A 23790-nucleotide genomic window follows, 5' to 3' on the forward strand; every position below is an offset into this window, starting at 1 on the left:
GGCCGGCTCCCGGTCAGCTGGCCGCGTCCGGCTGTGCTTCCGGCGCGGCGCGGGCGAAGGCAGCGAGGGTAAGGCAGTGGTCGTAGATGCGGCGGATATGCCGGTAGTCCTGCGTATCGATGCCGAAGCGATCCGCATTGTAGACCTGCGGTACCAGGTAGCAGTCGGCGAGGCCGGGCTGGTCGCCGAAGCAGAAATCGCCGCTGCTGCTGGCGAGGGTATGTTCCACTGCGTCGAAGCCGCGCCGGATCCAGGCCGTGTACCAGTCGTTCACGGCTGCGTCGCTGGCCCCCAGGTCCCGCTTCAGGTAGTTGAGAATGGCGATGTTGTTCAGCGGCTGGATATCACAGGCGATACTCTGGGTCAGCGCCCGCACCCGGGCGCGCTGCAGGCTGTCGCCGGGCAGCAGGGCGGGGGCGGGGTGATTCTCCTCCAGCCACTCGAGGATGGCGGTGGACTGGCCGATGATGTCGCCGCCGTCCAGTTGCAGCGCCGGCACCAGGCCCTGGGGGTTGTGAGCAAGGTAGGCATCGCCTTTCTGCTCGCCCTGCACAATGTTGACCGGCAGGTACTCGTAGTCCAGCCCCTTGAGGTTGAGCGCGATGCGCACCCGGTAGGAACAGCTGGAACGGTAGTAGGAATACAGTTTCATGGTTGACTCCCCTCAGCGCGGTGGCTGGTAGCGTTGGACCACCTGGTCGATCCTGCCGAATATACTCTGCCCCTGTGCGTCGAGCATGTCGATCTCGATGCGGTCGCCGAAGCGCATGAACGGGGTGGAGGGCTTGCCGTCGGCGATGGTCTCCAGGCAGCGCACCTCCGCGAGGCAGCAGGAACCGCTTTCACTGCCGGCATTGGAGACCGTGCCGGAGCCGATCACCGTGCCCGCCACCAGAGAGCGGGACTTCGCGCAGTGGGCAATCAGGGTGGGAAAGTCAAAGGTCATGTCGACGCCGGCGTTGGGCGCGCCAATCAGTCGATCGTTGAGCGTGGCGCGCAGCGGCAGGTGCACCCGGGCACCGTCCCAGGCGCCGCCCAGTTCGTCCGGCGTGGCCAGTACCGGGCTGAAACTGGTCCAGGGCTTGGACTGGTAAAAGCCGAACTGCTTGCCCAGTTCCGCCGGGATCAGGTTGCGCAGGGACACGTCGTTGACCAGGCCGACCAGCTTGATGTGCTGCCGCGCCTGCTGCGGCGTGATACCGGCGGGCACATCGTCGGTCACCACCACCACCTCGGCCTCGAAGTCGATGCCCCAGTCCTCGTTTTCCACTTCGATGGGGTCGCGAGAACCGATAAAGGCGTCGGAGGCGCCCATGTAGACCAGCGGGTCGCTCCAGAAAGACTCCGGCAGTTCCGCGCCGCGCGCCCTGCGCACCAGTTCCACATGAGTCACATAGGCGCTGCCGTCGGCCCAGTGGAAGGCGCGCGGCAGGGGCGCGGCACAGGCGGCCGGGACAAAATCGAGCGCGTGGGGTGCACTGCCGGCATTAAGCTCCGCGTAGCGCACCTGCAGGCGGGGCGCGAGGGCTTCCCAGTTATCCAGTGCCTGCTGCAGGGTATCGGCAATGTCGGGCACCGGCACCGCGTGACGCAAATCGCGCGATACGACCAGCAACTGGCCGTCGCGGCCGGATTTGAGGCTGGCGACTTTCATACGTGTTCTCCAGTGGCTTTCCTGGCATGCAGCCAGGCCGCGTGTCGCGGCGCCTGTTTGGTCCGGCTCCATTCCTCCAGCATGGCGGGGGCGACCCGGTGCAGTTCCGCCATCTCGCGGTCGCTGTGGGTGTTGGCGGACAGTTCGATGCGGTGGCCGTTGGGGTCGCGGAAATAGATCGACTGGAAGATGCCGTGATCGGTGGGGCCGATGACCTCCAGCCCTGCCGCCAGCAGTACTTGTCGGGCCGCTTCCAGCGCTGCGGTATCCTCGACTTCGAAGGCGATGTGCTGCACCCAGTCCGGGGTGTTCGGATCGGCGCCCATCGGCGGTGAATTGGGCAGTTCGAAAAATGCCAGCACGTTGCCCATGCCGGCGTCCAGAAACACGTGCATGTAGGGGTCCTGCGCGCCGGTGGAAGGGACCTCGTTCTCCGCGATGGCGAGCACGAAGTCCATGCCCAGCAGGCGCTGGTAGAAGTCCACAGTTTCCCGCGCGTCGCGGCAACGGTAGGCCACATGGTGAATCCGCTTGAGTTGCATGGCCGCCTCCTCAGGTCGCGGAGTGCGATGTGTCGAGCACACCGCGGCGCATCTGGTCCCTTTCTATCGAGGCGAACAGCGCCTGGAAGTTCCCCTCGCCAAAGCCCTCGTCGTCCTTGCGCTGGATGAATTCGAAGAAAATCGGCCCGATCAGGGTTTCGGAGAATATCTGCAGCAGTAGCCGCGGGTGCTCGCCAGCGGTCGAACCGTCCAGCAGGATGCCCCGGGTTTGCAGTTCCGCAACCGGCTCCCCGTGCCCCGGCAGGCGCTCTTCCAGCATTTCGTAGTAGGTGTCCGGGGGCGCCGGCATGAAGGGTACGCCGCGGGCCCGCAACCGGTCGAGGCAGGCCGGCAGGTCGTCACAGGCGAAGGCAATGTGCTGGATGCCCTCGCCGTTGTACTGCATCAGGTACTCCTCGATCTGCCCGTTGCCGCTGGCCTCCTCGTTGAGGGGAATGCGGATCTTGCCGTCGGGGGCGCTCATGGCGCGGGATTTCAGGCCGGTGTATTCACCCTTGATGTCGAAGTAGCGGATCTCGCGGAAGTTGAACAGTTCCTCGTAGTAATGGGCCCAGTAGTCCATGCGCCCGCGGTAGACGTTGTGGGTCAGGTGGTCGATAACCCGGAAACCGCAACCCACGGGATGGCGCTCGACACCCGGCAGGTAGTTGAAGTCGATGTCGTAGATGGAGGAACCCTCCGCATAGCGGTCGATCAGGTAGATGATCGCCCCGCCGATGCCGCGAATCGCGGGCAGCTTCAGTTCCATCGGCCCCACCGGGATATCGATGGCCTGCGCACCCCTGGCCAGCGCCTGCCGGTAGGCCGCCGCCGCGTCGCGCACCCGGAAGGCCATGCCGCAGGCAGAGGGGCCGTGCTCTTTCGCGTGGAAGTACGCGGGCGAGCCCTCCTGGTAGTTGATGATGAAATTGATATCACCCTGGCGCCACAGGTCCACCGCCTTGGAGCGATGGCTGGCCACGTGGCTGAACCCCAGCCGCTCGAATACCGCTTCGATGACGCCGCGCTCGGTGGCGGCAAACTCGACGAACTCGAAGCCGTCGAGCCCCATGGGATTGTCAACTACGTCGGGCATAATCTGTCTCCGTTATTATCGGTCCGCCGCGGCGGACGCTCGTTACATGCCAATAGCGTAGTCCCGGGTGCCCGGCGTATTTGTTCTAATTACATCTGATCGGTGCTATAAACAGCAGGAAGTATTCTGAAATTTCCCTTTTCAGGGGGGATTCTTGCCATGGCACTGGATCGCGCAGAAGTGGACATCCTCCGTGTGTTGCAGGCAGAGGGGCGGATTTCCAATGTCGAGCTGGCGGATCGGGTAGGACTCTCCGAGTCGCCCTGTTTCCGCCGGGTGAAGAAACTGGAGGACGGCGGCTATATCCGCGGCTACGGCGCGCGGCTGGACCAGCGCCGGCTGGGCCTGCAGGTGACGGCGTTCGTGCAGGTGATGCTGGAGAAGGGCGACGATCGCCAGCAGCGGGATTTCCTGGCGCGGGTGGAGGCGGAGGAATACATCGTCGAGTGCCACGCCATGAGCGGGTCCCACGATTACCTGATGAAAATTCTCGCCTACAGCATGGATCATTTCTCCGACCTGTGCATGAACCGGGTACTGAAATTCCCCGGGGTAAAGAACATCGAGTCCAATTTCAGCCTGCTGGCGGTGAAGGAGGGCGGCGCCCTGCCGGTGCGCTGAGGAGGCGAACGTTATGGAGAAGATGCAGTTCAGCAGGGAAGAAAAGGCGCAGATGGTGCGCAAGGTACAGCTGTACTTCAGCGAGGAACTGGGCCAGGAGATCGGCGGCTTTGACGCCGAATTCCTGGTGGATTTTTTCGCCGGGGAGATCGGCCCGTTTTTCTACAATCGCGGTCTCTACGACGCGGAGTCCGCAGTGACGGAAAAGCTGGCGGAGATTTCTGATTTATTATTGCAGCTGGAGCGTCCGGTAAACCCGGGGCGTTGAAGCCCGCCCGGGGTTGACTGCTGCTCGCTGGAGAACAAGGAGAAACAAGCTATGGAATGCCCTGCCTGCAAGAGCACATTTGCCCACGTGGAAATTGACGGTATCCAGGTCGATATCTGCAAGGGAGGCTGTGGTGGAATCTGGTTCGATACCTTCGAGTTCCGCAAGTTTGACGAGCCCCACGAGGAGGCGGGGACCGAGTTGCTGAATATCCCGGTCGACCCTACAGTCAAGGTGGATCGCGAAGTCCGCATCAACTGTCCAAAGTGTGACAACATTACGCTGATGCGCAATTTCTTCAGCGTTAAAAAGGAAGTGGAAATCGACACCTGCGCCAACTGCGCCGGAGTCTGGCTGGACATGGGGGAGTTGAACCACATCCGCAAGCAGTACGCTTCCGAGGAGGAGCGCAAGGCCGATGCCGCCGCGGCCTTCGACGAGATGTTCGGCCCGGAACTGGAACGCCTGAAGCTGGAGCGCGAACACAAGCTGGAAAATGCCAGGCGCATCGCCAATATGCTGAAGTTTATCTGCCCCTCATACTACCTGCCCGGCAATCAGGATGGTGGGGCGTTCTAGTCCGCTCAGGCCGTTGGAAGCGCTGGCGACGATTGCGAGGTCACGATGTATACGCTGTATATCGCCAACAAGAACTATTCCTCCTGGTCCCTGCGGCCATGGATTTTGCTGCAGGCGCTGCAGATTCCCTTCGAGGAAGTGCTGACACCCTTTGACCAGGGGTCGAGCTGGGAGAGCTTCCGGCGCTTCAGTCCGACCGGCCTGGTACCCTGCCTGGTGGACGGGGAGCGCTCGTTGTGGGATTCGCTGGGCATCGTCGAATACGTGGCGGAGGACTACCTGGAGGTCTGGCCGGCGAGCCGCGATGCGCGGGCCTGGGCGCGCTGCGCCGTGGCGGAAATGCACGCGGGTTTCGGCGCACTGCGGCGTATTTGCCCGATGAATTGCGGCCTGCGGGTGGAACTGGTCCGGGTCGACGCAAACCTGCGCCATGACCTGGCCCGGCTCGACGAGTTGTGGCAGCAGGGGCTGGGTCGATTCGGCGGCCCGTTCCTGGCGGGCGGCGCGTTTACCGCGGTCGACGCGTTTTTTGCCCCGGTAGTGTTCCGCATCCAGTCCTATGGCCTGCGCCTGTCCGCAGCCTCGGATGCCTACGCGCAGCGCATGCTGGCCCTGCCGGGTATGCGCGGCTGGGAGACCGCGGCCCTGCAGGAACCCTGGCGGGAAGAGCAGCACGAACTCGAAATACTGGAATACGGCCGGATAACCCGGGATCTGCGCCTCGCCTGAAGTCGCAGGGTAACAATCGATACAGGAATGACTATGCCTCACCATGAGAAACACCGCTCACATCGTGTGGGCTGGCTGCGGGCGGCGGTACTGGGCGCCAACGACGGCATCGTTTCCACTGCCAGCCTGATCATCGGTGTCGCTGCAGCGAATAGTTCCCGCGAGGGCATCTTGTTGGCGGGCATTGCCGGGCTGGTGGCCGGGGCCATGTCGATGGCCGCCGGTGAATACGTATCGGTCAGTTCCCAGGCGGATACTGAGAGGGCCGACCTGAAAATCGAGGCCGCGGCGCTGGACAAGCACTACGAGGCCGAGGTGAGGGAACTCGCTGAAATTTACCAGAAACGCGGCCTGGATCCCGCGCTGGCCCACGAGGTGGCGGAGAAACTGATGGAGCACGATGCCATCGGCGCCCACGCGCGCGATGAAATCGGCATCACCGAAAATGGCAATGCGCAGCCGGTGCAGGCGGCGGTATTCTCCGCGGCGACGTTTACTGTCGGGGCGGCCCTGCCCCTGGCCTTTGCCTGGCTGGCCCACGGGCCGCTGTTGATTCCCCTGGTGGCTATCGCGTCTCTGTGTTTTCTCGCCATCCTCGGTGCCGTCGCGGCGCGGGCGGGAGGTGCGCCGCTGCTGGTGGGGGCGGCGAGGGTCACTTTCTGGGGCACCATGGCCATGCTGTTGACCGCAGCGATCGGCCGCCTGTTCGGCGTCAGCGTCTAGCTGTCGCCACCCGACGGCGGGCGCCGCAACGCGTTCACACCTCGTCCAGCAGGAAACGCAGGGCGATGGCGGCCGCCGAGGTCCGGTTGTCCACTTCCAGTTTGCGGAAAATCTGTTCCAGGTGCTTGTTGACCGTGCGCGGGCTGGTATCGAGAATCTGGCCGATTTCCCGGTTGGTCTTGCCCTTGCCGATCCAGTACAGCACTTCCGATTCGCGCTCCGTCACCGGCAGGTGGTGGCGCAGTTTTTCCGGGCCGGTGGGCGCCTGGCCGTCGAGCAGGCGCAGCATGGTCTCGCCGCTGGAGGCCTGTCCCACCAGCTTGACCTGCAGCGGATAGTCCAGGGCGCCGAGCGGTAGCGTCTGTCCGTTGGCGGGCTTGAAGGCCATCCAGTGGCGCAGTTGCCCGGGCAACTGGCTGGCCAGCCAGGTCTCGTCGATGCCCGCGCGCCGGAACAGGTCGCGGGTTTGTGGCGTGGCCCACAGCATTTCGCCTTTTTCGCTCACGCTGAACAGGTGCTGGCCGGTGGAATCGAGGGCCAGTTGCGCGCTGTTTTTCAGTTTGGCGTTGGCCAGGTGGACGCGCATGCGCGCCACCAGCTCGTCGATATTCACCGGCTTGGTCAGGTAGTCGACACCGCCGGCGTCGAGGCCCTTGACCACGCTGTCGGTATCGGTGAGCCCGGTCATGAAGATCACCGGCACGTCAGCCAGGTGGGGGTCGGCCTTGAGGATACGGCAGGTGTCGAAACCGTCGAGGGCGGGCATGATCGCATCCAGCAGGATGATGTCCGGGTGAATCTTGCTGGCAATGGCGAGGGCCTGGCGGCCCTCGAGGGCGATGAGAACCGTGTAGCCCTCCTGTTCCAGCGCGGCATTGATCATGCTCAGGCTGTCCGGGGAGTCGTCGACCACCAGCACCACGCCCTTGGAGGGCTCCACTGCCGGTTTGGTATCAGGCAGTACCTGTGTCATCAGGTTTCACTCCTGTTGAGTAGTTCGACAATCTCGGCATAGCGCATCTGGCGCGCCAGCATGGCGAGCTGTTCCAGTGCCGCCGCCGGCAGTATACCGTCCAGCTGCAACTGGTCGAGTTCCTCCGTGACGCCGCGGGTATAGCCGATCTCGGCATAGGCGCGCAGGCGGCTGGCGCTGGCCGCGGCAGCGGGTGACAGTTGCAGGATGGCCGGGGATTTCGGCTCCCCCGGTTTCGGCGGCGCGTACGTCCAGGTCAGCCCGAGCAGGTTGGACAGCACGTCGGTAAGGACCGAGAAGCGGATGGGTTTGACCATGTAGGCATCGTGTGCCGCGTCCGGCATATCCTCCGCGCGGCGTTCCTGCGCGTCAGCGGACACCATGACGATGGGGACGTTGAGGCCGCGTTTGCGCAACCTCCGCGCCAGCTCCATCCCGTCCATGCCGGGCATTGATACGTCCAGCAGGAATGCGTCTGGTGTGTGTGACTCCAGCAATGCCAGGCAGGCTTCGGCGTCCCCGGCTTCAAGGATGCTGAAGCCCAGGGGCGCGAGGTAATCCGCCATCAGGCTGCGATGGGTGGGTTCGTCGTCCACCACCAGCAGGGTGCGTTGCTCGCCGGTAAAACCGGTGATGTGCTCGCTGGCGGGCGCGGCAGTGAGCTGGGGGCCGGCACTGTTCAGCATCAGGCTCAGGGTAAAGGTGCTGCCGCTGCCCGGCGTGCTCCTGACCTCGAGGTCGCCGCCCATGATCTCCGAGAGCAACTTGACGATGGTGAGGCCCAGGCCGGTGCCCGCGACCTCCGGGTTGCCATTGGTATGGGCGCGCTCGAAGGGATTGAAAATACGCTGCAGGTCGCTGGCGGCGATGCCCACGCCAGTGTCGCTGACACTGATCTTGGCGACCTGGTTGCGGTAGGTGATCTTCAGCACCACCTCGCCGTGGTGGGTGAATTTCACCGCGTTGGAGAGCAGGTTGATCAGGATCTGCCGCAGGCGCTTGCCGTCGGTGTAGACGAAGCGCGGCAGGTGCGGGTCGTTCTCGTAGCGGAAGCTGATGCTCTTGCCCGCGGCCTGCAGGGAGAACATGTTGACGATCTCGTCGAGCATCGCCGCGAGGTCCACCTTGGCGCGGTGAATCTGCAGTTTGCCCGCCTCGATGCGCGAGATGTCCAGCAGGCCCTCGATCAGGTCCGCCAGGTATTCCCCCGAGCGGCGGATGATGGCGATGGAGTCGCGGCGGTCCTCGGGGATGCGCTCGTCGCGGGCCAGGATCTGGGTGTAGCCGAGGATGGACTGCAGCGGGGTGCGCAATTCGTGGCTGATGCCCGAGAGGTAGCGGCTCTTGGCGTCGTTGGCGGCCTCGGCTATTTCCTTGGCGGTTTGCAGTTCGCGGTCGGTCTGCCGGTGGGCCTCGATCTCGTGCAGCAGCAGTTCGGTCTGCCGCGCGGTTTCCTCGTGGGCCACGGCGCGGCTCTCGTGGGCCAGCAGGAACAGCCAGGCGATCACCCCGAACACGATCATCAGCAGGAAGAACAGCGTGTTGAGCAGTTCCTGCAGGGTCTGCGCCATCTCCGCACCCTGCGGATCGATGTGGTAGTAGGCCAGCGACAACATCGCCGCGTTGGCCAGCGATATCAGGAACAGGATGCTGACGAAGCGGCCGAGGCGGCTGTCGATCCGGCGCATGGCCGGGCCGGGCAGCAGCTTGCCGAGAAACTGCGCCACCTGGATCGAGAAGCGCGCGTCGCTCTTGCAGCTGTCGTAGCAGCGCGAATCCAGGGTGCAGCAGAGGGAGCAGATCGGCCCCTGGTAGGCGGGGCAGTGGCTGATATCCTCGGTTTCGAAGTGGTTCTCGCAGATGACGCACTCATGCTCGTGGCGCGCCAGCAGGTTTTCATCCGGGCTGCGGGCGATGTAGTAGCGGCCCCGGGTCATGAAGGCGATCAGCGGCACCATCACGAAAGTGCAGCCGAGTGTGATGAAGTGGGTCAGCGCCGCCGGTACCGGGCCGAACACGCCGAGGTGGCAGAGCATGCCGATGGTAGTGGAGACGAACATCGAGCCCACCCCCACCGGGTTGATGTCGTAGAGGTGGGCGCGCTTGAACTCGATGAAGGGCGGGGAGAGCCCGAGGCGCTTGTTGATCATCAGGTCGGCGGAGAGTGACCCCAGCCAGCTCACGGCGATGATCGCAAAGGCCGACAGGATGTTCTCCAGCGCCCGGTAAATCCCCAGTTCCATCAGCAGCAGCGCGATGGCCACGTTGAACACCAGCCAGACTACCCGGCCCGGGTGGTTGTGGGTCAGGCGGGAAAAGAAATTGGACCAGGCGATGGAGCCCGCGTAGGCGTTGGTCACGTTGATCTTGAGCTGGGAGATGATCACCATCACCCCGGCCAGCACCAGCGCGATGGTCGGCGAGTTGGTCAGGTAGTTGTAGGCGCCCTGGTACATGTGGGTCGGGTCCGCCGCCAGTTCCGGATCCACGCCCTTGCTCAGCGCCAGCCAGGCGAGGAAGGAGCCCAGCAGCATCTTGGGTACACCGACGAAAACCCAGCCCGGTCCGGCGCTGACCAGGGCCATCCACCAGCGCAGCCTGCCGGTTTCCTCCTGCGGCGGCAGGAAGCGCAGGTAGTCGACCTGTTCGCCAATTTGCGCCATCAGTGCGAACAGGATCGAGGCGGCGGCGCCGAACAGCAGCAGGTCGAAGCTGCCGCCGCGCTCGGCGACCGCCCCGCTGCCGGGAAAGTCCATCCAGCCGCCGATGTTGTGCCATTCGTTCCAGGCGATGGCCGCTACTGCAAGAATTTGCAAGCCCACCCAAAGGTACTGGGTGCCCACCTGAAAGCGGGAGATGAAGGTGATGCCGTGGGTGACGATGGGGATCACCGCCACCGCGCAGAGGATATAGCCAAGTGCCGGCGGGATGCCGAACAGGGCTTTCAGCGCCATCGCCAGGATGGCGGCCTCGATGGCGAAAAACAGGAAGGTAAACGAGGCGTAGATCAGTGAGGTGATGGTGGAACCGAGGTAACCGAAGCCGGCGCCGCGGGTCAGCAGGTCGATGTCCACGCCGTACTTGGCGGCGTGGTAGGTGATCGGCAGGCCGGTCACGAAGATCACCAGGCCCACCGTGAGCATGGCCCAGAAGGCGTTGGTGAAACCGTAACTCAGGGTGATGGCACCGCCGATCGCCTCCAGCGCGAGAAAGGCAGCGGCCCCGCCCAGCGCGGTGGTCGCCACCACCCAGGGGCTGAAGCGCCGCGCCCGCTTGGCGGTAAAGCGCAGCGCGTAGTCCTCCAGCGTCTGGTTGCCCACCCACTGGTTGTACTGGCGCCGGGTGCGGAATATGTGCTGTGAAGGGCGCATTGACTCGGTCTGGTTGGCCTGTTTTATGTGGTGTACCCGTATTGGCAGCAAGTTACATGCCACCGCTCAGCACGGACGCAGGAAGGCAGGGAGTATCTCAGGAAGCCCGAAAGGGCGCCAATACGTTATTTGACGCAGGCCGCGTCGCCCTTTGCCGGAGGCTGAATCAGGCCGGCGGCGTGCAGGTGGGGCGCCAGCTGCTAAAGTGGAAGAGTCTCGCTGTCGAAGCGGGAGGCGTCCGTACAGTATGTGGGTCACAGGGCCGGATGACTGCCGGGCTCTCCACAGGCCCCGGGAGTGGCGCGCAGCCGCCGCAGGAGAAACCATGACCAGTCACAGACAACCCAGGGGTACCGGATCGGCCGGCGTGGCCCTGCTGGTGTTCGCAGGTATGGCGGCACCGCTGCAAGCGGAAGTCCTGGGCAGCAACGCCGCGGGCTTTGCACTGCGGGTGGAGGCCGTGGCGCCAGCGCCGCCGGCGCAGGCCTGGGAGCGGCTGGTGCACCCGGAGCAGTGGTGGGATTCCGCCCACACCTGGTCCGGCGATCGCGCCAACCTGTCACTGGCCCCGGTAGCCGGCGGCTGTTTTTGCGAGCAGGCCGAGGGCCTGTCGGTGCTGCACCTGACGGTGTCCCAGGTACGTCCCGGTCAATCGCTGGTGATGCTTGGCGGACTGGGTCCGCTGCAGGCGATGGGGCTGCACGGTGCCGCCAGTTTCACTCTTGAAGCGACGGAGGACGGCGCCACTCGGTTGGTGCACGAGTACCGGGTCAGCGGCTATGCCGCGCAGGGCTTCGCCGAGCTGGCGAAAATTGTCGACCGAGTGCAGCAGGGGCAGGTAGACAGCTTTGTTGCCAGTTTCGGCCAGTAGTGCTCAGGGGAAGGTGAGCGTGACCCGCGCGCCGCCCAGCGGGCTGTCACTGATTTCCAGCCAGCCGCGATAGCTCTCGACGATATCCGCCGCCACCGCCAGGCCCAGGCCCTGCCCGGGCGCCATCTGGTCCAGGCGGGTGCCGCGCAGCAGGCTGTGCTGGCGCGCCCCGGGCGGGATGCCGGGGCCGTCGTCCTCGATGCGGATACGCAGGAGCTTCGGCGCGCTGCCCTCGGCGCTGACCCGGACCTGCCGCCGGCCGTATTTGCAGGCGTTGTCCATCAGGTTGCCGAGCACCTCCATCAGGTCGCGCTCGTCGCCGCGGAAGCGGCAGCTGTCGACGATAGCCAGTTCGATGTGCAGGTTCCTGTCGGCATAGACCTTGAGCAGGGTATCCCGCAGGCGCTGGACCAGGGGAGCGACCGGCAGCAGTTGCAGCAGCCGGTGACTGCCCCCGGAGGCCCGCTGCAACTGGTAGCTGACGATCTGCTCCATATGTGCCGTCTGTTCTCCCACCAGCGCGGCGTAGTCCGCATGCTGCGGGTCCGCGCCGCGCAATACCGCCAGCGGGGTTTTCAGGCTGTGGGCGAGGTCCGCCAGGGTGTTGCGCACCCGCTCCCGGCGCTGGCGTTCGCCCGCCAGCAGGGTGTTCAGGTTGCTGGTGAGGGGTAGCACCTCCTGCGGGTAGTCTTCGCCGAGCAGTTCTGCCTCGCCGGCCTCGATGGCGCCGACCTCCCCGGCCAGCCGGTGCAGGGGACGCAGCGCCCAGCCCAGTACCAGCGCCTGGAACAACAGCAGCAGCAGGGCGGAACCGCCCAGCCACAGGCGCAGGCCGCGGCCGTACTCGGCGATGTCCGCTTCCAGCGGGGCGGCGGTTTCCATCACCGTGAACTGCAGGGGGATTTCCTCGCCTTCCTCCGCCGCCCAGACCACCTGCCAGGCCAGCGAATACAGCTCGCCGCGGCGGCTGAAGTGGTGCTCCCCGGGCTGCAGCGGAGTCGGCGCCGCGGTGGTCGCGCTGGCGGGCAGGGTCACCGCGGAGGGGGAGAGCCAGAGAATCCTGCCGCTGGCGTCGGTGACACGCGCATAGAGGCCCGAGCCCGGCTGGTTGTAGCGGCGCTCGATCAGCTCCGCGGGCATGCTGAAACTCGCTTCGAACTCGGCCTGGGCCAGCAGCGTGAACAGCTGCAGTTGCAGGCGTTCTACCTCCGCCGCCTCGAGGCTCTTGCGGTGGCTGCCCTCCAGGTACCAGCCGCTGGCGGACAGGAACACTGCCAGCAGCAGGGCGCTGCCCAGGACCAGGCGGCCAGCGATGGAATGGAACAGGAAGTTCACGGGTCGAGGGCTTGCAGGGTGAAGCGGTAACCGGCGCCGCGCACCGTGGCAATCGGTTGCAGTTCGCCGTCGGGGTCCAGTTTGCGCCGCAGGCGGCCGATAAAGACCTCGATGACATTGCTGTCCCGCTCGTGGTCCTGGGCGTAGAGGTGTTCGGTCAGTTCGGTCTTGGAAATGACCTGGCCGGGGCGGCTGGCGAGGTATTCGAGGGTGTTGAATTCGTAGCTGGTCAGGTCCAGCGCCGCGCCCTCGCGCAGCACGTTGCGGCTGGCGAAGTCGATCTGCACCGGGCCGTAATTCACCACGTCGCTGCTGCGTCCGGCAGCGCGGCGCAGCAGGGCGCCGACCCGGGCGACCACTTCCTCCGGCTGGAAGGGCTTGGTGACGTAGTCGTCGGCGCCGGCTTCGAGGCCCTCGACCTTGTCGCGCCAATCGCTGCGCGCGGTGAGGACCAGGATGGGAAACTCGAGCCCGGCCTCGCGCCAGCCGCGAACCAGTTGTATGCCGGATATGTCCGGCAGGCCGAGATCGACGATGGCGATGTCAACGGGAAACTCACTGCCGAGATAGCGGGCCTCGCGGCCGTCCGGGGCGCAATCCACGACCCAGCCGTTGCGCTGGAACAGGGAGCGGAGCTGTTCCTGCAATTGCAGGTCGTCCTCGACGATCAGCATGCGCATGCGCTCAGTCCCCGATAAAGACGGTGATTACCCGGCCATCGTTCTGCAGCAGGCGGACATTGTAGCCGGAGCCGCGCGGCTCGACTTTCAGCACCCGGCCACCGTAGCGGGACTGGGCCTGGGCAGAGGCCTGCTGGGCGCTCATCTGCTTCTGCTCCTTGTCCTTTCCGTTGCGCTGGTTCTGCTTGTCCTGCTGGCCGCGGTTGTCGTTCTTGCTGCCCTGGCTGTGTTTGTCGGATTTGGCGACAGCCTCCGGGGCGGGCAGGGTCAGCGCGAGCGTGGCGCACAGCACGCCCAGGCAAAGGGTTTGCAGGCAGGAGAGGCGTGACATGGTGTCCCCGGGGAAGTCCTCGCTGGCGTCATGGTTCCGGGCTCACATCGACGCGCAGGCGGATGGTGTTGCCGGGCGCCGAGGCAGTCCGTGTGTAGAAGGTATTGCCCTGATACTCGTAGCCGACACGATACCCCACGACGCGCTCGATGTCGCGCAGTTCGTATTCCGTGTCGCAGCGGCGCTCGTTGACGTAATAGGCCTGGGCCGACTGGCGGTGGGCGATATCGGTGCCGATGGAGGCGCCGAGCAGCGCGCCGGCACCGGCGATCACCGGCTGGTAGCGGCTGTCGGAGCCGGCGGCACCGCCGACCACTCCGCCGACAACAGCCCCGAGCAGTCCCGGTGTGGCGGAGTGTGCGCCGTTGTTGACCACCCGGACCTGTTCGTTGCGGCAGTACTCATGGGGGATCTTCCGGGTGACAACTTCCACAATGGGCTCCGCAAGCACTACCGGCGCATTGATATACACACTGTCCTGCGCCTGGGCGGCGGCCAGCGGCAGGAGGAGGGCGGTAGCGGCAAGCATGCGTTTCATGGCGGGAGTCTCCAATACTTTCTGGTGGCTACAGTGTCCCCCCGGCTGGCTGAACCGAAGCTGAACGAAAATGCCCGATTGCGTTCAGGCAGCGTTCAGGTGGGGGTCGTTAATCTGCACCTGTGCATGGGCACAACGGAGGATGTAGAACAATGAAACGACTGACTGTAATCCTGATGAGCCTGGTAATGGCGGCCGGTTCAGCCACCGCCCTCGCGGATCGCGGCTGGGATAAGGGCAAGGGCCACGGTGACCGCTATGACAGCAGGCACAATGGCAAGCATTTCAAGGGCCACTACGACAAGCATTACGACAAACACTACAACAAGCACTACAAGGGCGGCCATCACCACGTCTACTACTACCCGAGACACGACTACCGGCCGCGCGGCTACTACAGCTACGACCCCTACCTGCCACTGGGCGCGGCGCTGGTGGGTGGTGCGATCGGCTATACCCTCGGCCACAGCCACGATAACGCGTCGACTACCTATTCGCAGACCACGACCACCCAGGTGTCCGGCTGCTACCGGATCGAACGCTACCAGGACGGCAGCGAGCGGCGGGTGGAATTGCCGCCCTCAGCCTGCTACTAGCCGGCCCCTTGCAGAGCATCCAGGGTCCTGGCGGCCCTGGAGTCCTGCAGCCTGTATAGCCATGCCCGGTCAGCGCGGCGGGTCGACCCGCCCGCTCACCGAGGTGTTCAGCCGGAACCAGCCGGCGACCGAATACCTGTCGCGCTCCGCGGGCAGGACTTCGTGGGGAAACTCCTCGCTGAGGAAGGCCACCAGCGTACCCGGCGTGGGCAGTACCCGGATGCCTTCCTGGTCCTCCCCGTCGCGGTACAGCACCAGTTCACCGCCTTCCCCCGTCTGCCAGTGGGGGTTGAGATAGGCCACCAGCGAGAGCATGCGGTTGGCCTCGCCGCGGAAGGCGTCGTAATGGCGGCGGTAAAAATCCCCGGGGCCGTAATGGGCGAAGTGGCTTTCGAAGGAAAACAGTCCCAGCAGCAGTTCCCGGTTGAGGAACTGGCGCAGGCGTCCGGCCCAGTCCAGCCAGGCTGCCCCCGCGGTGGAGTCGCCGCTGATCCAGCAGATTTCATCCCGGCGCACAAAATCGTTGAGCACGTGGTCACGCTGCCGGCCGGTGCCGGCGCGCGCAAACATGTCCGGAGCCATAGCCTGGACGTGCTGCATCAGCGGCTGCAGGAGCTGTGGCTCGAGGGCCAGCGGATTGATGCTGTAGCCGGATTCACGAATGTCCCCGGCGATGCGTGCGAACAGGGTCTCCTCGCCGGTGCGGCCGCTGTCGGCGAGCGCGGAGGGGAAATTGGGCATCCTGTGGTGACCTGCAGGGGGCCGGTGCGGCCGCGATTGAATGGAACCGGTCCCGGCGCGCGAAAGTCAGTCAACGCGGCGGACTGGGGGGCGGAAAATTAGCAGAAATCGGCGGGTGAGGCGATAGCGTTCCGCGGGAAAATTGCCCCCCGCGGTGCGCCCACCGGCGGGGGAGTTTTTGCGTAAAACGGGGGGTCAGGCCTTCGTATTCTTTGGCGGGCGCTCCACCACCTTGCGCTTGCCCTTGGCACAGGCGGACAGTTCGCGGATACCCTTGGCGTCGAAGGCGTCGACGCGAATCACGTCGTAGAGGGCAGTCAGGGCGTCCAGCAGGGGCTCGCGCTCCTGCGCGGTGATCACGTTTTCCGCGACCGCCCAGTCCACCAGTTCCTCGCGCTGGTGGCCCAGCAGCAGGGCGATGGCGTCCACCTGGTCCTCATCCCGCTGGCGGATGGCCCGGTGCAGCTTGTCGCGGCTGTCGCGGGTGTCCAGCGCCAGCCGGTAGGCGTTGAGCACGCGACCCACCGGGTCCTGGGGACTGTCGTTGCGGTAGCAGCCGGCGGCCAGGTGCTCGCGCAGCGGCGCATCCTCGACGATGGTCGCCGCGACCTTGCCGCCGAGCGCATCGTCCGGGGCTTTCTGCTTCTGGTAGCCCGGCGGGAAGACCAGCAGGCGCAGGGGCCAGCGCAGGGCGCTCACCGGGAAATTGTCGATGGCCGCCAGCAGTGAATCCTGGGCGCCCTTGACGCTGCTTTGCAGGCTCCATTCCACCAGCGGCCGCTGGTCGTCCGGCCGGTCCTGGTCCAGCCAGTACTTGATGACCGCGCTGCCGTAGTAGAGGTGCACCAGGCAGTCGGCCATGCGCCCGGAGAGCCGCTGCCGCGCCTTGAGGCCGCCGCCGACACTGAGCAGGGTGACATCGGTAAGCAGGGCGAATGCCGCGGAGAAGCGCGCCAGCTGCCGGTAGTAGCGCTGCAGGTCGCCGGTTTCCGGAACCTGCTCCAGGGCGCCGCCGGCATAGGACAGCGCGAAGGCGCGCAGGGCGTTGCGCGAGGTGTGGGCGATATGCCGGTAGAACACCGCGTCGAAGTCGCGCGCCCCGGCGTTGCCGTCGGGGTTCTCCGCGGCGGCGATTTCCTCGGTGATGTAGGGGTGGCAGCGGATGGCGCCCTGGCCGAACACCATCAGGCTGCGGGTCAGGATGTTGGCGCCCTCCACGGTGATGGCGATGGGTACCGCCTGGTAGGCCCGGGCCAGGAAGTTGCGCGGGCCGGTAATCACCCCGCGGCCGGCGACCACGTCCATGGCGTGGTTGATGGCCCGGCGCATCAGCTCTGTGTTGTAGTACTTGAGCAGGGCCGAGGGCACTGCGGGCTTGACCCCCCGGTCCAGCATGCCGGAGGTCAGCAGGCGCGCCGCATTCATCTGGTAGGTGTAGCCGGCGAGGGATTCCATCGCCTCCTGCACGCCCTCGAACTGGCTGATGGAGCGGCCGAACTGTTCGCGGGTCAGGGAGTAGGCGCCGGTGACCAGGCAGGCCAGTTTGCCGGCGCCGGTCCCCAGTGCCGGCAGGGAAATTGAACGGCCGATGGACAGGCACTCCAGCAGCATGGTCCAGCCCTTGCCGAGCATGTCCTCGCCGCCGATGATCTGGCTCATCGGGATGAACACGTCGGTGCCCCAGGTCGGGCCGTTCATGAACACGGTGTTCATCGGCAGGTGGCGGCTGCCCGCGTTGACCCCCTCGAGGTCCCGCGGCACCAGCACGCAGGTCACGCCGACCACTTCCTCCCCGCCGAGCAGGTGATCCGGGTCGTAGACCTTGATCGCCAGGCCGATCAAGGTGGCCACCGGCGCCAGGGTGATGTAGCGCTTGTTCCAGGTCACCTTGAGCCCGAGCACCTCCTCGCCCTGCCATTCGCCCATGCAGACCACGCCCTTGTCGGGGATGGCGCCGGCGTCGGAACCGGCCATGGGTGAGGTCAGGGCGAAGCAGGGAATCTCCTCGCCGGCGGCGAGGCGCGGCAGGTAGTAGTTCTTCTGCTCCTCGGTGCCGTAGTGGCTGAGCAATTCACCCGGGCCGAGGGAGTTGGGAACCATCACCGTCACCGCGCCGGAGACGCTGCGGGTGGAGATTTTCATGACGATCTCCGAGTGGGCTGTGTGGGAGAAACCCTTGCCGCCGTATTCCTCCGGAATCACCAGGCCGAAGAAACCGTTGCCGCGGATGTAGTCCCACACTTCCTGCGGCAGGTCGTACTCCTCGTGGGTGATCGCCCAGTCGTCGAGCATGTCGCAGAGGGTCTCCACCGGGCCCTCGACATAGGCCTGCTCCTCCTCGCTGAGCTGCGCCGGGCGGGCCTCGATCAGCTTTGCCCACTGCGGGTCACCGGAGAACAGTTCCCCGTCCCAGTCGACGGAACCCGACTTCAGCGCCTCGCTCTCGGTATCGGAGAGTTTCGGCAACATGCCGCGCACATAGCCGAGCAGCGGATGACTGACCCTGTGCAGGCGGAAATCGCTGGGTCGCACCAGCACGAACGCGGCGGCCAGCAGCGCGGCGCCAAACAGGAAGCTGAAAAAGCCGAAGTCGTCGAGCAACCAGCCGATAAAGGTGGCGATGGCGAGGGTGGCAAGTGCGGTCTGGGCGTCGGCGCGGCGGTAGAGCAGCACCGCCGCGGCGATAAGGAACAGCAGGATACTCATGGGCTTCCAGCCTCCGGGAGTGAGCGGTTCTATAACGTTAGTCCATAGTCGGGGCTTTGCCAGCGCAGGCCCGGCCAGGTTGGGTGGATAACTTGCAAGAAGCGGTCCAGATCAAGCGCGAATAGCTTTCACCGCCGTCCAGTCTGAGCTTGCCCGCTGTCCCTGGAGTAAAAAGCTCACTTAATCTGATGCAGTCATGGAAGCGACATGGCCCGCGGCTATACTCAAACGCCTTCATTTCGAGGTAGTTCCCGATGCAAGACCCCAGCGGCAAGTTCACTCGTCGATCCATTGTCAGGGGTATCAGCGCCGCCGCGCTGCTGCCGCTGTTGTCCGCCAACCTCACCGGTTGTTCCGACAGCAACAACCGCGACAAGGGGGTGGCGGCGAGCTTCGAGCACGGCGTTGCCTCGGGCGACCCGCTGACCGACCGGGTAATTCTCTGGACCCGCGCCACACCTGAAGAGGAGGGCGCGGTGCTCCTCGACTGGGAGATAGCCCTGGACGAGGCTTTTGCCGAGGTGGTCGCCAGCGGCCGTGGCGAAACCACCGCGGACGTCGACTATACCTTCAAGGTGGATGCCGACGGCCTCGATGCGGGTACCGCCTATTTCTATCGCTTTCGCTGCCGGGAGGTGGAGTCGCCCATTGGCCGCACCCGCACGGCGCCTGCCGGCAGCGTGCCCGCCGCGACCTTCGCCGTCGTGTCCTGTGCAAATTTCCCGGCAGGTTATTTCAATGTCTACCGCGAGGTGGCGGGACGCGAGGTCGACGCGGTTCTGCACCTCGGCGATTACATCTATGAATATGGCGCCGATAGTTACGCCAGCGAACAGGCCGAGGCCATCGGGCGGGTGTCCGACCCAGCCCATGAAATCATCACCCTGGCGGATTACCGCAGGCGCTACGCACAGTACCGCGGCGATGGCGACCTGCAGGCCTGCCACGCCCGGCACCCTTTCATCCTGGTCTGGGACGATCATGAGATTGCCGACAACACCTGGCGGGAGGGCGCGGCCAACCACGACCCCGCCACCGAAGGCGCGTTCAGCGAGCGCCGCGCGGCGGCGATCCAGGCCTGGTACGAATGGTTGCCGGTGCGGCCCCCCGCCGAGGCCCGGGAGATCATCTACCGGCGCTTCAGCTACGGCGACCTGCTCGACCTGCTCATGCTCGATACCCGCAACATCGGCCGCGACCTGCAGCTGGACTACGCCGATTTCACCAACGGCGACCTGATCGATGTCGAAGCGCTGCGCGCGGCGGTCAACGACAGTAACCGCAGCATGCTCGGCGCGGAGCAGCTGGCCTGGCTGGAAGGTGCGCTGACGGAAAGTACGGCGCGCTGGCAGGTGCTCGGCCAGCAGGTACTGATGGCACGCCTGGCCCTGCCGGAACCGATTATCAGCGGGCTCAACAGTGGCGCCCTGGGCGCGGCGACCAGCGCCCTGCTGGCCGCTGTTTCCGCCAAAAATACGCCGGAAGAACAGCGCAGCGCGGAACAGCAGGCCCTGCTCGATTCAGCGATTCCCCTGAACCTCGATGCCTGGGACGGCTACGCCTTCGAGCGGGAAGCCCTGTTGCAGCACGCTGCCCAGCTGGCCTCGCGACTGGTGGTGCTGGCGGGCGACACGCACAACGCCTGGGGTTCGCAACTGACTACCGCAGCCGGCGATATCGTCGGGGTAGAGATTGCGGCGCCCAGTGTCACCTCCCCGGGGGCGGAGGCAGCCATTGGCGCAACCAACGCCGCGCTGTTCGGCTCGGTCGTAACGACCCTGGTGGATGACCTTGGGTATGCGAACCTCATCAATCGAGGCTACCTCGAAGTCGGCTTCGCGCCGGAGGCGCTGGAGGCACGCTGGCGCTTCGTCGATACCATAGACAGTGTCGACTACAGCATCGATGCGGCTGCAGAAAAAGTTGTTTCCGTGCAGCGCAGTGATTTAGTGTTGAACTGAAGGCCGGCCCTGCTGCACCCGCCGGGCTGGCCCCGGCGGTGCCGCGTGGCGGCCCATGCCCTGGCGTGGGCGCCGTGGTTCACCCGCGTGCACAGCTATAACAATGACGAGGGAATCCCGCATGACTACCCGCCACCTGGTCGATCCGGAGTTGCTGCCCGGCCTGGAATTGCTGCCGCCCTGCGATATCAATGAAGAGACGCTCCCGATCATGCGCCAGGGCATTGCCGAGATGTACCGGCAACTGCCGGCGGGAGAGACCACGTCCGCCGCCGTCGCGCTCAGGGAGATTTACGCCGATGGGCCGGAGGGGACGCCGGATGTCCGCGTGCTGCTGTTCACTCCCTGCGCTGGTCGCAAAGTACGCCCGCTGTATTTCCACATCCACGGCGGCGGCTTCGTGCTGGGCAGCGCGGACATGTCGGTTGCGCAGTGCACCGCCATCGCCGAGGACCTCGACTGCGTGGTGGCCTCGGTCGATTACCGCCTCGCCCCGGAAACCGTTTTCCCGGGGAATATCGAGGACTGCTACGCCGGCCTGTCCTGGGTTTATCGCCACGCAGGGTCTCTGGGGATTGACCCACAGCGCATTGCCGTCGGCGGTGAAAGTGCCGGCGGCGGCCTGGCGGCCGCCCTGGCCCTGCTGGCTCGCGATCGCGGAGAAATCCCGATTGTGCACCAGCAATTGGTGTACCCGATGCTTGAGGATCGCGAACCCGCCCAGCGCCATCCCTGCACCGGAGAGTTTGGCTGGACCCGCGCCAGTAATGCCTACGGCTGGCGCAGCCTGCTGGGCTGCGAACCCGGCGGAGCCGGGGTGTCTCCCTACGCGGCGGCGGCGCGGGCCGCAAGCCTGCGCGGCCTGCCCTCGACATTTATCGGGGTGGGCTCGCTCGACCTGTTCCTGGAGTCGAACCTCGAGTATGCCCGGCGCCTCTCCCGGGAAGGGGTGCCGGTGGAGCTGCACGTTTACCCCGGCGCCTTCCACGGTTCCGATGTGGTCGCGCAGGCCCGGCTGACGCAGCAGCACCTGCGCGACCAGCGCGCGGCACTGGCGGCGGCATTCGACGCCTGATCCGTTCCTCGCCGGGCAGGTATTGCGTTGACTCGTGTAGTCGGCCTTTTATACTGTCAGCTGCTTGATAGCCCAATTATTTGTGGCCTTCGCCTGCGTTCAGGTCGGCTGATCCTCTGTCTGTCGCCCATGAATACTTGATCTCCCTCAAGCCCGACCACGGAAAAATCCCACCAGGATATTTGCGTGTCCCGACCGCGACTACAATTCGCGGAAAATGTACCCACACAACAGGGAGCATCACTATGAGCTTGCTGATCGGCGACAACGTTGTCGCCTCCATCCATTACACACTGACCAACAACGCAGGCGAAGTCCTCGACAGTTCCGAGGGCGCTGCGCCGCTGAACTACCTGCACGGCGCGGGCAATATCATCCCGGGCCTGGAAAACGCGCTGACCGGCAAAGCGGTGGGTTCCAGCCTGCAGGTCACGATTGCACCGGCGGAAGGCTATGGCGAAGTCATGGAACAGCTGATCGACACAGTGCCGATGGCCGCGTTCCAGGGCGTCGAAAGCGTTGAACCGGGCATGGCATTTGAAGCGCGCCAGGCGGACGGCAGCGCCCGCCGTATCGTGGTCACCCGGGTTGAAGGCGACCAGGTTACCGTAGACGCCAACCACCCGCTCGCCGGCGTGGAGCTGAACTTCGATGTCGAAGTGGTCGCTGTGCGCGCGGCGACTGACGAGGAAATCCAGCACGGGCACGCCCACTAAGCCTGCCCGATAGCGCCGCGGACCGTCGGCCTGCCCGGCGGTCTGGCGGAGTTATTCCCCTGTGCCGGCTATGCGCCGGGAATTTTTCTGCCCAAGGACCTTGTATGCCACTGGAACAATGCCGTGAAACTGTGGAAACACCAGTCGCCTGTTCCGCCAGTGCCGGGGACAGCCGCCCGGGGGCCGCGCTGGGGCGTCGTCGTTTCCTGCAATTGGCCGCTGTGGCCGGGTGTGGCGTGGCCTTGCCTGCCATGGCGCTGCCAGCGGCGGGCGCCTGCGTCGCGCTTGTCCCGGGTGACGAACATGCCTGCTGTTTCCAGGTGAGTCCCAGCGGCTGGTATCGCGTGGCCGCGCAAACCTTGACTGCCTGATCGCCTGCGGTCAGCGTTTGCCGCTACCCTTTAGAGTGCGAGCGGCGTCAGCCGGTAAAAGTCAAAATGAGGTTCGGGCAGTGCTATCACCTGCGGTGAGCCGCTGACCCTCACCACATCGCCAACCGTCCGGTAGGGGCCCTCTGCCTGGTTTGCTCCCTGCAGCCGGTAGTTGCCGCGCAGCAGCTGGGAACTGTGCAGTTCGAGTCCCTTGTCGCCGACCCCGATCCGGTAGCCCTGGAACGGCGCGGCCAGCGGGTCGCCGATAAACACCCCCTGGCCGGGGGAAAGTACACTCTTCCAGTAGGCTTCCAGCAGGGTCCTTCCTCCCAGGTATTGCTCCATCAGGCGCGCCGGGTGGGGAAATTTTGCGGGGAAATTACACGGTTCGACCACCGTGCCATAGCTGCCGGTTGCGCCGGCTTCCAGCCAGTCCATGGCGCTCATCTGGCGCCCGCCGGTGAGTTTGCCGCCGGTGGATGTCAGGTGGTCGGCCACCGCGCCGGGAAGGTAGTCATTGCTGGCGATTCCCGGCACCGTGCGCGCACCGGTGAAATAGAACATGATGTTGCGCTGGTGTTCCACCGTGTCAGTTTTCTCGACGTGGACCTCCAGTTGCCGGCCAAAGCGCTGTGCCGCCTCCCGGTAAAAGGCCTTGCGCACACTGCGCGCCTGGTCGGAGGTTTCCACCAGCCAGGCTGCGGCGGAGGGCTGTGCCTGGCGGTAATACCACCCGCGGGATGCGGCGCCGCGATCGATCAGGGCCCTGGCGTCGGCGAAAGTGGCTGCCGCCAGCATCATGCTGGGCCGTATGCCGAAACCGGCAAGGGGGTCGAGCCGGTTGCTGCGGGCGTAGTTGTTGAGCGCGGTGGGTTGGCAGCCGCTGGCGCAGTATTGCTCGTCATAGCCGACGCTGAAGGCTGAAGTGATAGACATACAGCCCACCTGGTAGGGCTGGGTCCAGGCCAGCGCCAGTCCCCTCACCTTAGCGGAGAGGGCGGCGCGGTAGGCGGCGGTCCCCTGTGCAAACTCTGCGGCGCTGATCCGGGTGGCGGCGGGATTGAAATCCACGTGGAGCAGGTTCGCGGGCGGGATTCCGTGTTTTTCCAGGTAGTACTGCGCAATCCTTTCACTCAGGGGGTCGCGGTCGTTGACCACCACGCCGATCGCGGCCGGTTGCAGCCCCGCGTCGGGTAATGCGACCCGCGGCAGGGCGGCATCTGCCTGGACACGGGGACCAAGGCTGATTGAGAGGATGGCAATCCAGGCCAGCAGGCGATTGCGTTGCTGCATGCAGCGGGACTCGTGTCACA

General features: G+C 65.3%; 24 protein-coding genes. 11 read left to right on the forward strand and 13 right to left on the reverse strand.

The window, feature by feature from the left end; translation table 11 throughout:
- Nucleotides 1-13: 13 nt before the first annotated feature.
- The 4 genes from maiA to hppD are packed head-to-tail and all read right to left on the reverse strand — an operon-like array spanning nt 14 to nt 3292.
- Nucleotides 14-652, reverse strand: coding sequence for a maleylacetoacetate isomerase (maiA, locus tag ACNKU3_RS02140; RefSeq protein ID WP_418257759.1), 639 nt, complete (start codon nt 650-652; stop codon nt 14-16).
- 12 nt (nt 653-664) lie between these two features.
- Nucleotides 665-1654: a fumarylacetoacetate hydrolase family protein gene (locus ACNKU3_RS02145; protein ID WP_418257760.1), complete on the reverse strand. Its 990-nt coding sequence runs from the start codon at nt 1652-1654 to the stop codon at nt 665-667.
- Nucleotides 1651-2196: a VOC family protein gene (locus ACNKU3_RS02150; RefSeq protein WP_418257761.1), complete on the reverse strand. Its 546-nt coding sequence runs from the start codon at nt 2194-2196 to the stop codon at nt 1651-1653. Before ACNKU3_RS02150 ends, ACNKU3_RS02145 begins: the two co-directional genes overlap by 4 nt.
- A 10-nt stretch (nt 2197-2206) precedes the next feature.
- Nucleotides 2207-3292 (reverse strand): 4-hydroxyphenylpyruvate dioxygenase, encoded by a 1086-nt coding sequence (hppD, locus tag ACNKU3_RS02155; protein ID WP_418257762.1) that lies wholly within the window; start codon nt 3290-3292, stop codon nt 2207-2209.
- 159 nt (nt 3293-3451) lie between these two features.
- Here hppD and ACNKU3_RS02160 point away from each other — a divergent pair, with 159 nt between their 5' ends.
- The 5 genes from ACNKU3_RS02160 to ACNKU3_RS02180 are packed head-to-tail and all read left to right on the forward strand — an operon-like array spanning nt 3452 to nt 6212.
- On the forward strand, nt 3452-3913 hold the full coding sequence (locus ACNKU3_RS02160; protein ID WP_418257763.1) for an Lrp/AsnC family transcriptional regulator: 462 nt from the start codon (nt 3452-3454) through the stop codon (nt 3911-3913).
- Between the two features lie 13 nt (nt 3914-3926).
- Nucleotides 3927-4181 carry a DUF2164 domain-containing protein gene (locus tag ACNKU3_RS02165; protein ID WP_418257764.1) on the forward strand — a complete coding sequence of 85 codons (255 nt, stop codon included), beginning with the start codon at nt 3927-3929 and terminating at the stop codon, nt 4179-4181.
- 51 nt (nt 4182-4232) lie between these two features.
- Nucleotides 4233-4760, forward strand: coding sequence for a zf-TFIIB domain-containing protein (locus ACNKU3_RS02170; RefSeq protein WP_418257765.1), 528 nt, complete (start codon nt 4233-4235; stop codon nt 4758-4760).
- A 45-nt stretch (nt 4761-4805) separates the two neighbouring features.
- Nucleotides 4806-5489: a glutathione S-transferase family protein gene (locus ACNKU3_RS02175; protein WP_418257766.1), complete on the forward strand. Its 684-nt coding sequence runs from the start codon at nt 4806-4808 to the stop codon at nt 5487-5489.
- 33 nt (nt 5490-5522) lie between these two features.
- Nucleotides 5523-6212: a VIT1/CCC1 transporter family protein gene (locus ACNKU3_RS02180; RefSeq protein ID WP_418257767.1), complete on the forward strand. Its 690-nt coding sequence runs from the start codon at nt 5523-5525 to the stop codon at nt 6210-6212.
- 34 nt (nt 6213-6246) lie between these two features.
- Here ACNKU3_RS02180 and ACNKU3_RS02185 read toward each other — a convergent pair whose 3' ends face one another.
- The gene (locus ACNKU3_RS02185) at nt 6247-7185 is read right to left on the reverse strand and encodes a response regulator transcription factor (protein ID WP_418257768.1); all 939 of its coding nucleotides are present in this window, start codon (nt 7183-7185) and stop codon (nt 6247-6249) included.
- Complete coding sequence (locus ACNKU3_RS02190; RefSeq protein ID WP_418257769.1) at nt 7185-10556, reverse strand: ATP-binding protein; 3372 nt, start codon at nt 10554-10556, stop codon at nt 7185-7187. The genes ACNKU3_RS02185 and ACNKU3_RS02190 overlap by 1 nt, the downstream gene beginning before the upstream one ends.
- A 325-nt stretch (nt 10557-10881) precedes the next feature.
- Between ACNKU3_RS02190 and ACNKU3_RS02195 the strand changes: the two genes are divergently transcribed.
- A complete protein-coding gene (locus ACNKU3_RS02195) occupies nt 10882-11427 on the forward strand; it encodes a hypothetical protein (RefSeq protein ID WP_418257770.1) in 546 nt (181 codons plus the stop codon).
- A 3-nt stretch (nt 11428-11430) separates the two neighbouring features.
- Here the strand turns inward: ACNKU3_RS02195 and ACNKU3_RS02200 are convergent, their stop codons facing one another.
- Genes ACNKU3_RS02200 through ACNKU3_RS02215 form a run of 4 tightly spaced genes read right to left on the reverse strand, consistent with a single transcriptional unit; the run spans nt 11431 to nt 14311 of the window.
- The gene (locus ACNKU3_RS02200; RefSeq protein ID WP_418257771.1) at nt 11431-12762 is read right to left on the reverse strand and encodes an ATP-binding protein; all 1332 of its coding nucleotides are present in this window, start codon (nt 12760-12762) and stop codon (nt 11431-11433) included.
- Nucleotides 12759-13442 carry a response regulator transcription factor gene (locus tag ACNKU3_RS02205; protein WP_418257772.1) on the reverse strand — a complete coding sequence of 228 codons (684 nt, stop codon included), beginning with the start codon at nt 13440-13442 and terminating at the stop codon, nt 12759-12761. The genes ACNKU3_RS02200 and ACNKU3_RS02205 overlap by 4 nt, the downstream gene beginning before the upstream one ends.
- A gap of 4 nt (nt 13443-13446) precedes the next feature.
- On the reverse strand, nt 13447-13773 hold the full coding sequence (locus ACNKU3_RS02210; RefSeq protein ID WP_418257773.1) for a hypothetical protein: 327 nt from the start codon (nt 13771-13773) through the stop codon (nt 13447-13449).
- 28 nt (nt 13774-13801) lie between these two features.
- Entirely contained in the window at nt 13802-14311 is a 510-nt protein-coding gene (locus ACNKU3_RS02215) for a glycine zipper 2TM domain-containing protein (RefSeq protein WP_418257774.1), read from the reverse strand.
- Between the two features lie 152 nt (nt 14312-14463).
- Here ACNKU3_RS02215 and ACNKU3_RS02220 point away from each other — a divergent pair, with 152 nt between their 5' ends.
- Complete coding sequence (locus ACNKU3_RS02220; protein WP_418257775.1) at nt 14464-14907, forward strand: hypothetical protein; 444 nt, start codon at nt 14464-14466, stop codon at nt 14905-14907.
- Nucleotides 14908-14976: 69 nt separating this feature from the next.
- On the opposite strand, the gene ACNKU3_RS02225 is transcribed toward ACNKU3_RS02220, so the two are convergent.
- Together ACNKU3_RS02225 and ACNKU3_RS02230 are read right to left on the reverse strand one after the other, a co-directional pair.
- Complete coding sequence (locus ACNKU3_RS02225; protein WP_418257776.1) at nt 14977-15648, reverse strand: 2OG-Fe(II) oxygenase; 672 nt, start codon at nt 15646-15648, stop codon at nt 14977-14979.
- A 195-nt stretch (nt 15649-15843) separates the two neighbouring features.
- The gene (locus ACNKU3_RS02230) at nt 15844-18354 is read right to left on the reverse strand and encodes an acyl-CoA dehydrogenase (RefSeq protein ID WP_418257777.1); all 2511 of its coding nucleotides are present in this window, start codon (nt 18352-18354) and stop codon (nt 15844-15846) included.
- Between the two features lie 254 nt (nt 18355-18608).
- Here ACNKU3_RS02230 and ACNKU3_RS02235 point away from each other — a divergent pair, with 254 nt between their 5' ends.
- From ACNKU3_RS02235 to ACNKU3_RS02250, 4 genes are all read left to right on the forward strand, one after another.
- The gene (locus ACNKU3_RS02235; RefSeq protein ID WP_418257778.1) at nt 18609-20315 is read left to right on the forward strand and encodes an alkaline phosphatase D family protein; all 1707 of its coding nucleotides are present in this window, start codon (nt 18609-18611) and stop codon (nt 20313-20315) included.
- 121 nt (nt 20316-20436) lie between these two features.
- Nucleotides 20437-21390, forward strand: a complete 954-nt coding sequence (locus ACNKU3_RS02240) for an alpha/beta hydrolase (protein ID WP_418257779.1) — start codon at nt 20437-20439, stop codon at nt 21388-21390.
- Between the two features lie 251 nt (nt 21391-21641).
- On the forward strand, nt 21642-22106 hold the full coding sequence (locus ACNKU3_RS02245) for an FKBP-type peptidyl-prolyl cis-trans isomerase (RefSeq protein WP_418257956.1): 465 nt from the start codon (nt 21642-21644) through the stop codon (nt 22104-22106).
- Nucleotides 22107-22210: 104 nt separating this feature from the next.
- Nucleotides 22211-22477, forward strand: coding sequence for a twin-arginine translocation signal domain-containing protein (locus ACNKU3_RS02250; protein ID WP_418257780.1), 267 nt, complete (start codon nt 22211-22213; stop codon nt 22475-22477).
- Between the two features lie 30 nt (nt 22478-22507).
- On the opposite strand, the gene ACNKU3_RS02255 is transcribed toward ACNKU3_RS02250, so the two are convergent.
- Nucleotides 22508-23770: a TIGR03790 family protein gene (locus tag ACNKU3_RS02255; protein WP_418257781.1), complete on the reverse strand. Its 1263-nt coding sequence runs from the start codon at nt 23768-23770 to the stop codon at nt 22508-22510.
- Between the last annotated feature and the right edge of the window lie 20 nt (nt 23771-23790).

Origin of the sequence: Haliea sp. E17 (genome assembly GCF_048323675.1) — a bacterium.
Classification (GTDB): domain Bacteria; phylum Pseudomonadota; class Gammaproteobacteria; order Pseudomonadales; family Halieaceae; genus Mangrovimicrobium.

What these genes read in the sequence shown, in the direction of transcription:
- ACNKU3_RS02220 (WP_418257775.1), top strand. Translation starts at nt 14,464, where the DNA reads ATGAAACGACTGACTGTAATCCTGATGAGCCTGGTAATGGCGGCCGGT.
- ACNKU3_RS02210 (WP_418257773.1), bottom strand. Translation starts at nt 13,773, where the DNA reads ATGTCACGCCTCTCCTGCCTGCAAACCCTTTGCCTGGGCGTGCTGTGC.
- ACNKU3_RS02250 (WP_418257780.1), top strand. Translation starts at nt 22,211, where the DNA reads ATGCCACTGGAACAATGCCGTGAAACTGTGGAAACACCAGTCGCCTGT.
- ACNKU3_RS02255 (WP_418257781.1), bottom strand. Translation starts at nt 23,770, where the DNA reads ATGCAGCAACGCAATCGCCTGCTGGCCTGGATTGCCATCCTCTCAATC.
- maiA (WP_418257759.1), bottom strand. Translation starts at nt 652, where the DNA reads ATGAAACTGTATTCCTACTACCGTTCCAGCTGTTCCTACCGGGTGCGC.
- ACNKU3_RS02225 (WP_418257776.1), bottom strand. Translation starts at nt 15,648, where the DNA reads ATGCCCAATTTCCCCTCCGCGCTCGCCGACAGCGGCCGCACCGGCGAG.
- ACNKU3_RS02170 (WP_418257765.1), top strand. Translation starts at nt 4,233, where the DNA reads ATGGAATGCCCTGCCTGCAAGAGCACATTTGCCCACGTGGAAATTGAC.
- ACNKU3_RS02150 (WP_418257761.1), bottom strand. Translation starts at nt 2,196, where the DNA reads ATGCAACTCAAGCGGATTCACCATGTGGCCTACCGTTGCCGCGACGCG.
- ACNKU3_RS02215 (WP_418257774.1), bottom strand. Translation starts at nt 14,311, where the DNA reads ATGAAACGCATGCTTGCCGCTACCGCCCTCCTCCTGCCGCTGGCCGCC.
- ACNKU3_RS02145 (WP_418257760.1), bottom strand. Translation starts at nt 1,654, where the DNA reads ATGAAAGTCGCCAGCCTCAAATCCGGCCGCGACGGCCAGTTGCTGGTC.
- ACNKU3_RS02185 (WP_418257768.1), bottom strand. Translation starts at nt 7,185, where the DNA reads ATGACACAGGTACTGCCTGATACCAAACCGGCAGTGGAGCCCTCCAAG.
- ACNKU3_RS02240 (WP_418257779.1), top strand. Translation starts at nt 20,437, where the DNA reads ATGACTACCCGCCACCTGGTCGATCCGGAGTTGCTGCCCGGCCTGGAA.
- ACNKU3_RS02160 (WP_418257763.1), top strand. Translation starts at nt 3,452, where the DNA reads ATGGCACTGGATCGCGCAGAAGTGGACATCCTCCGTGTGTTGCAGGCA.
- ACNKU3_RS02165 (WP_418257764.1), top strand. Translation starts at nt 3,927, where the DNA reads ATGGAGAAGATGCAGTTCAGCAGGGAAGAAAAGGCGCAGATGGTGCGC.
- ACNKU3_RS02230 (WP_418257777.1), bottom strand. Translation starts at nt 18,354, where the DNA reads ATGAGTATCCTGCTGTTCCTTATCGCCGCGGCGGTGCTGCTCTACCGC.
- ACNKU3_RS02205 (WP_418257772.1), bottom strand. Translation starts at nt 13,442, where the DNA reads ATGCGCATGCTGATCGTCGAGGACGACCTGCAATTGCAGGAACAGCTC.
- ACNKU3_RS02190 (WP_418257769.1), bottom strand. Translation starts at nt 10,556, where the DNA reads ATGCGCCCTTCACAGCACATATTCCGCACCCGGCGCCAGTACAACCAG.
- ACNKU3_RS02195 (WP_418257770.1), top strand. Translation starts at nt 10,882, where the DNA reads ATGACCAGTCACAGACAACCCAGGGGTACCGGATCGGCCGGCGTGGCC.
- hppD (WP_418257762.1), bottom strand. Translation starts at nt 3,292, where the DNA reads ATGCCCGACGTAGTTGACAATCCCATGGGGCTCGACGGCTTCGAGTTC.
- ACNKU3_RS02235 (WP_418257778.1), top strand. Translation starts at nt 18,609, where the DNA reads ATGCAAGACCCCAGCGGCAAGTTCACTCGTCGATCCATTGTCAGGGGT.
- ACNKU3_RS02175 (WP_418257766.1), top strand. Translation starts at nt 4,806, where the DNA reads ATGTATACGCTGTATATCGCCAACAAGAACTATTCCTCCTGGTCCCTG.
- ACNKU3_RS02180 (WP_418257767.1), top strand. Translation starts at nt 5,523, where the DNA reads ATGCCTCACCATGAGAAACACCGCTCACATCGTGTGGGCTGGCTGCGG.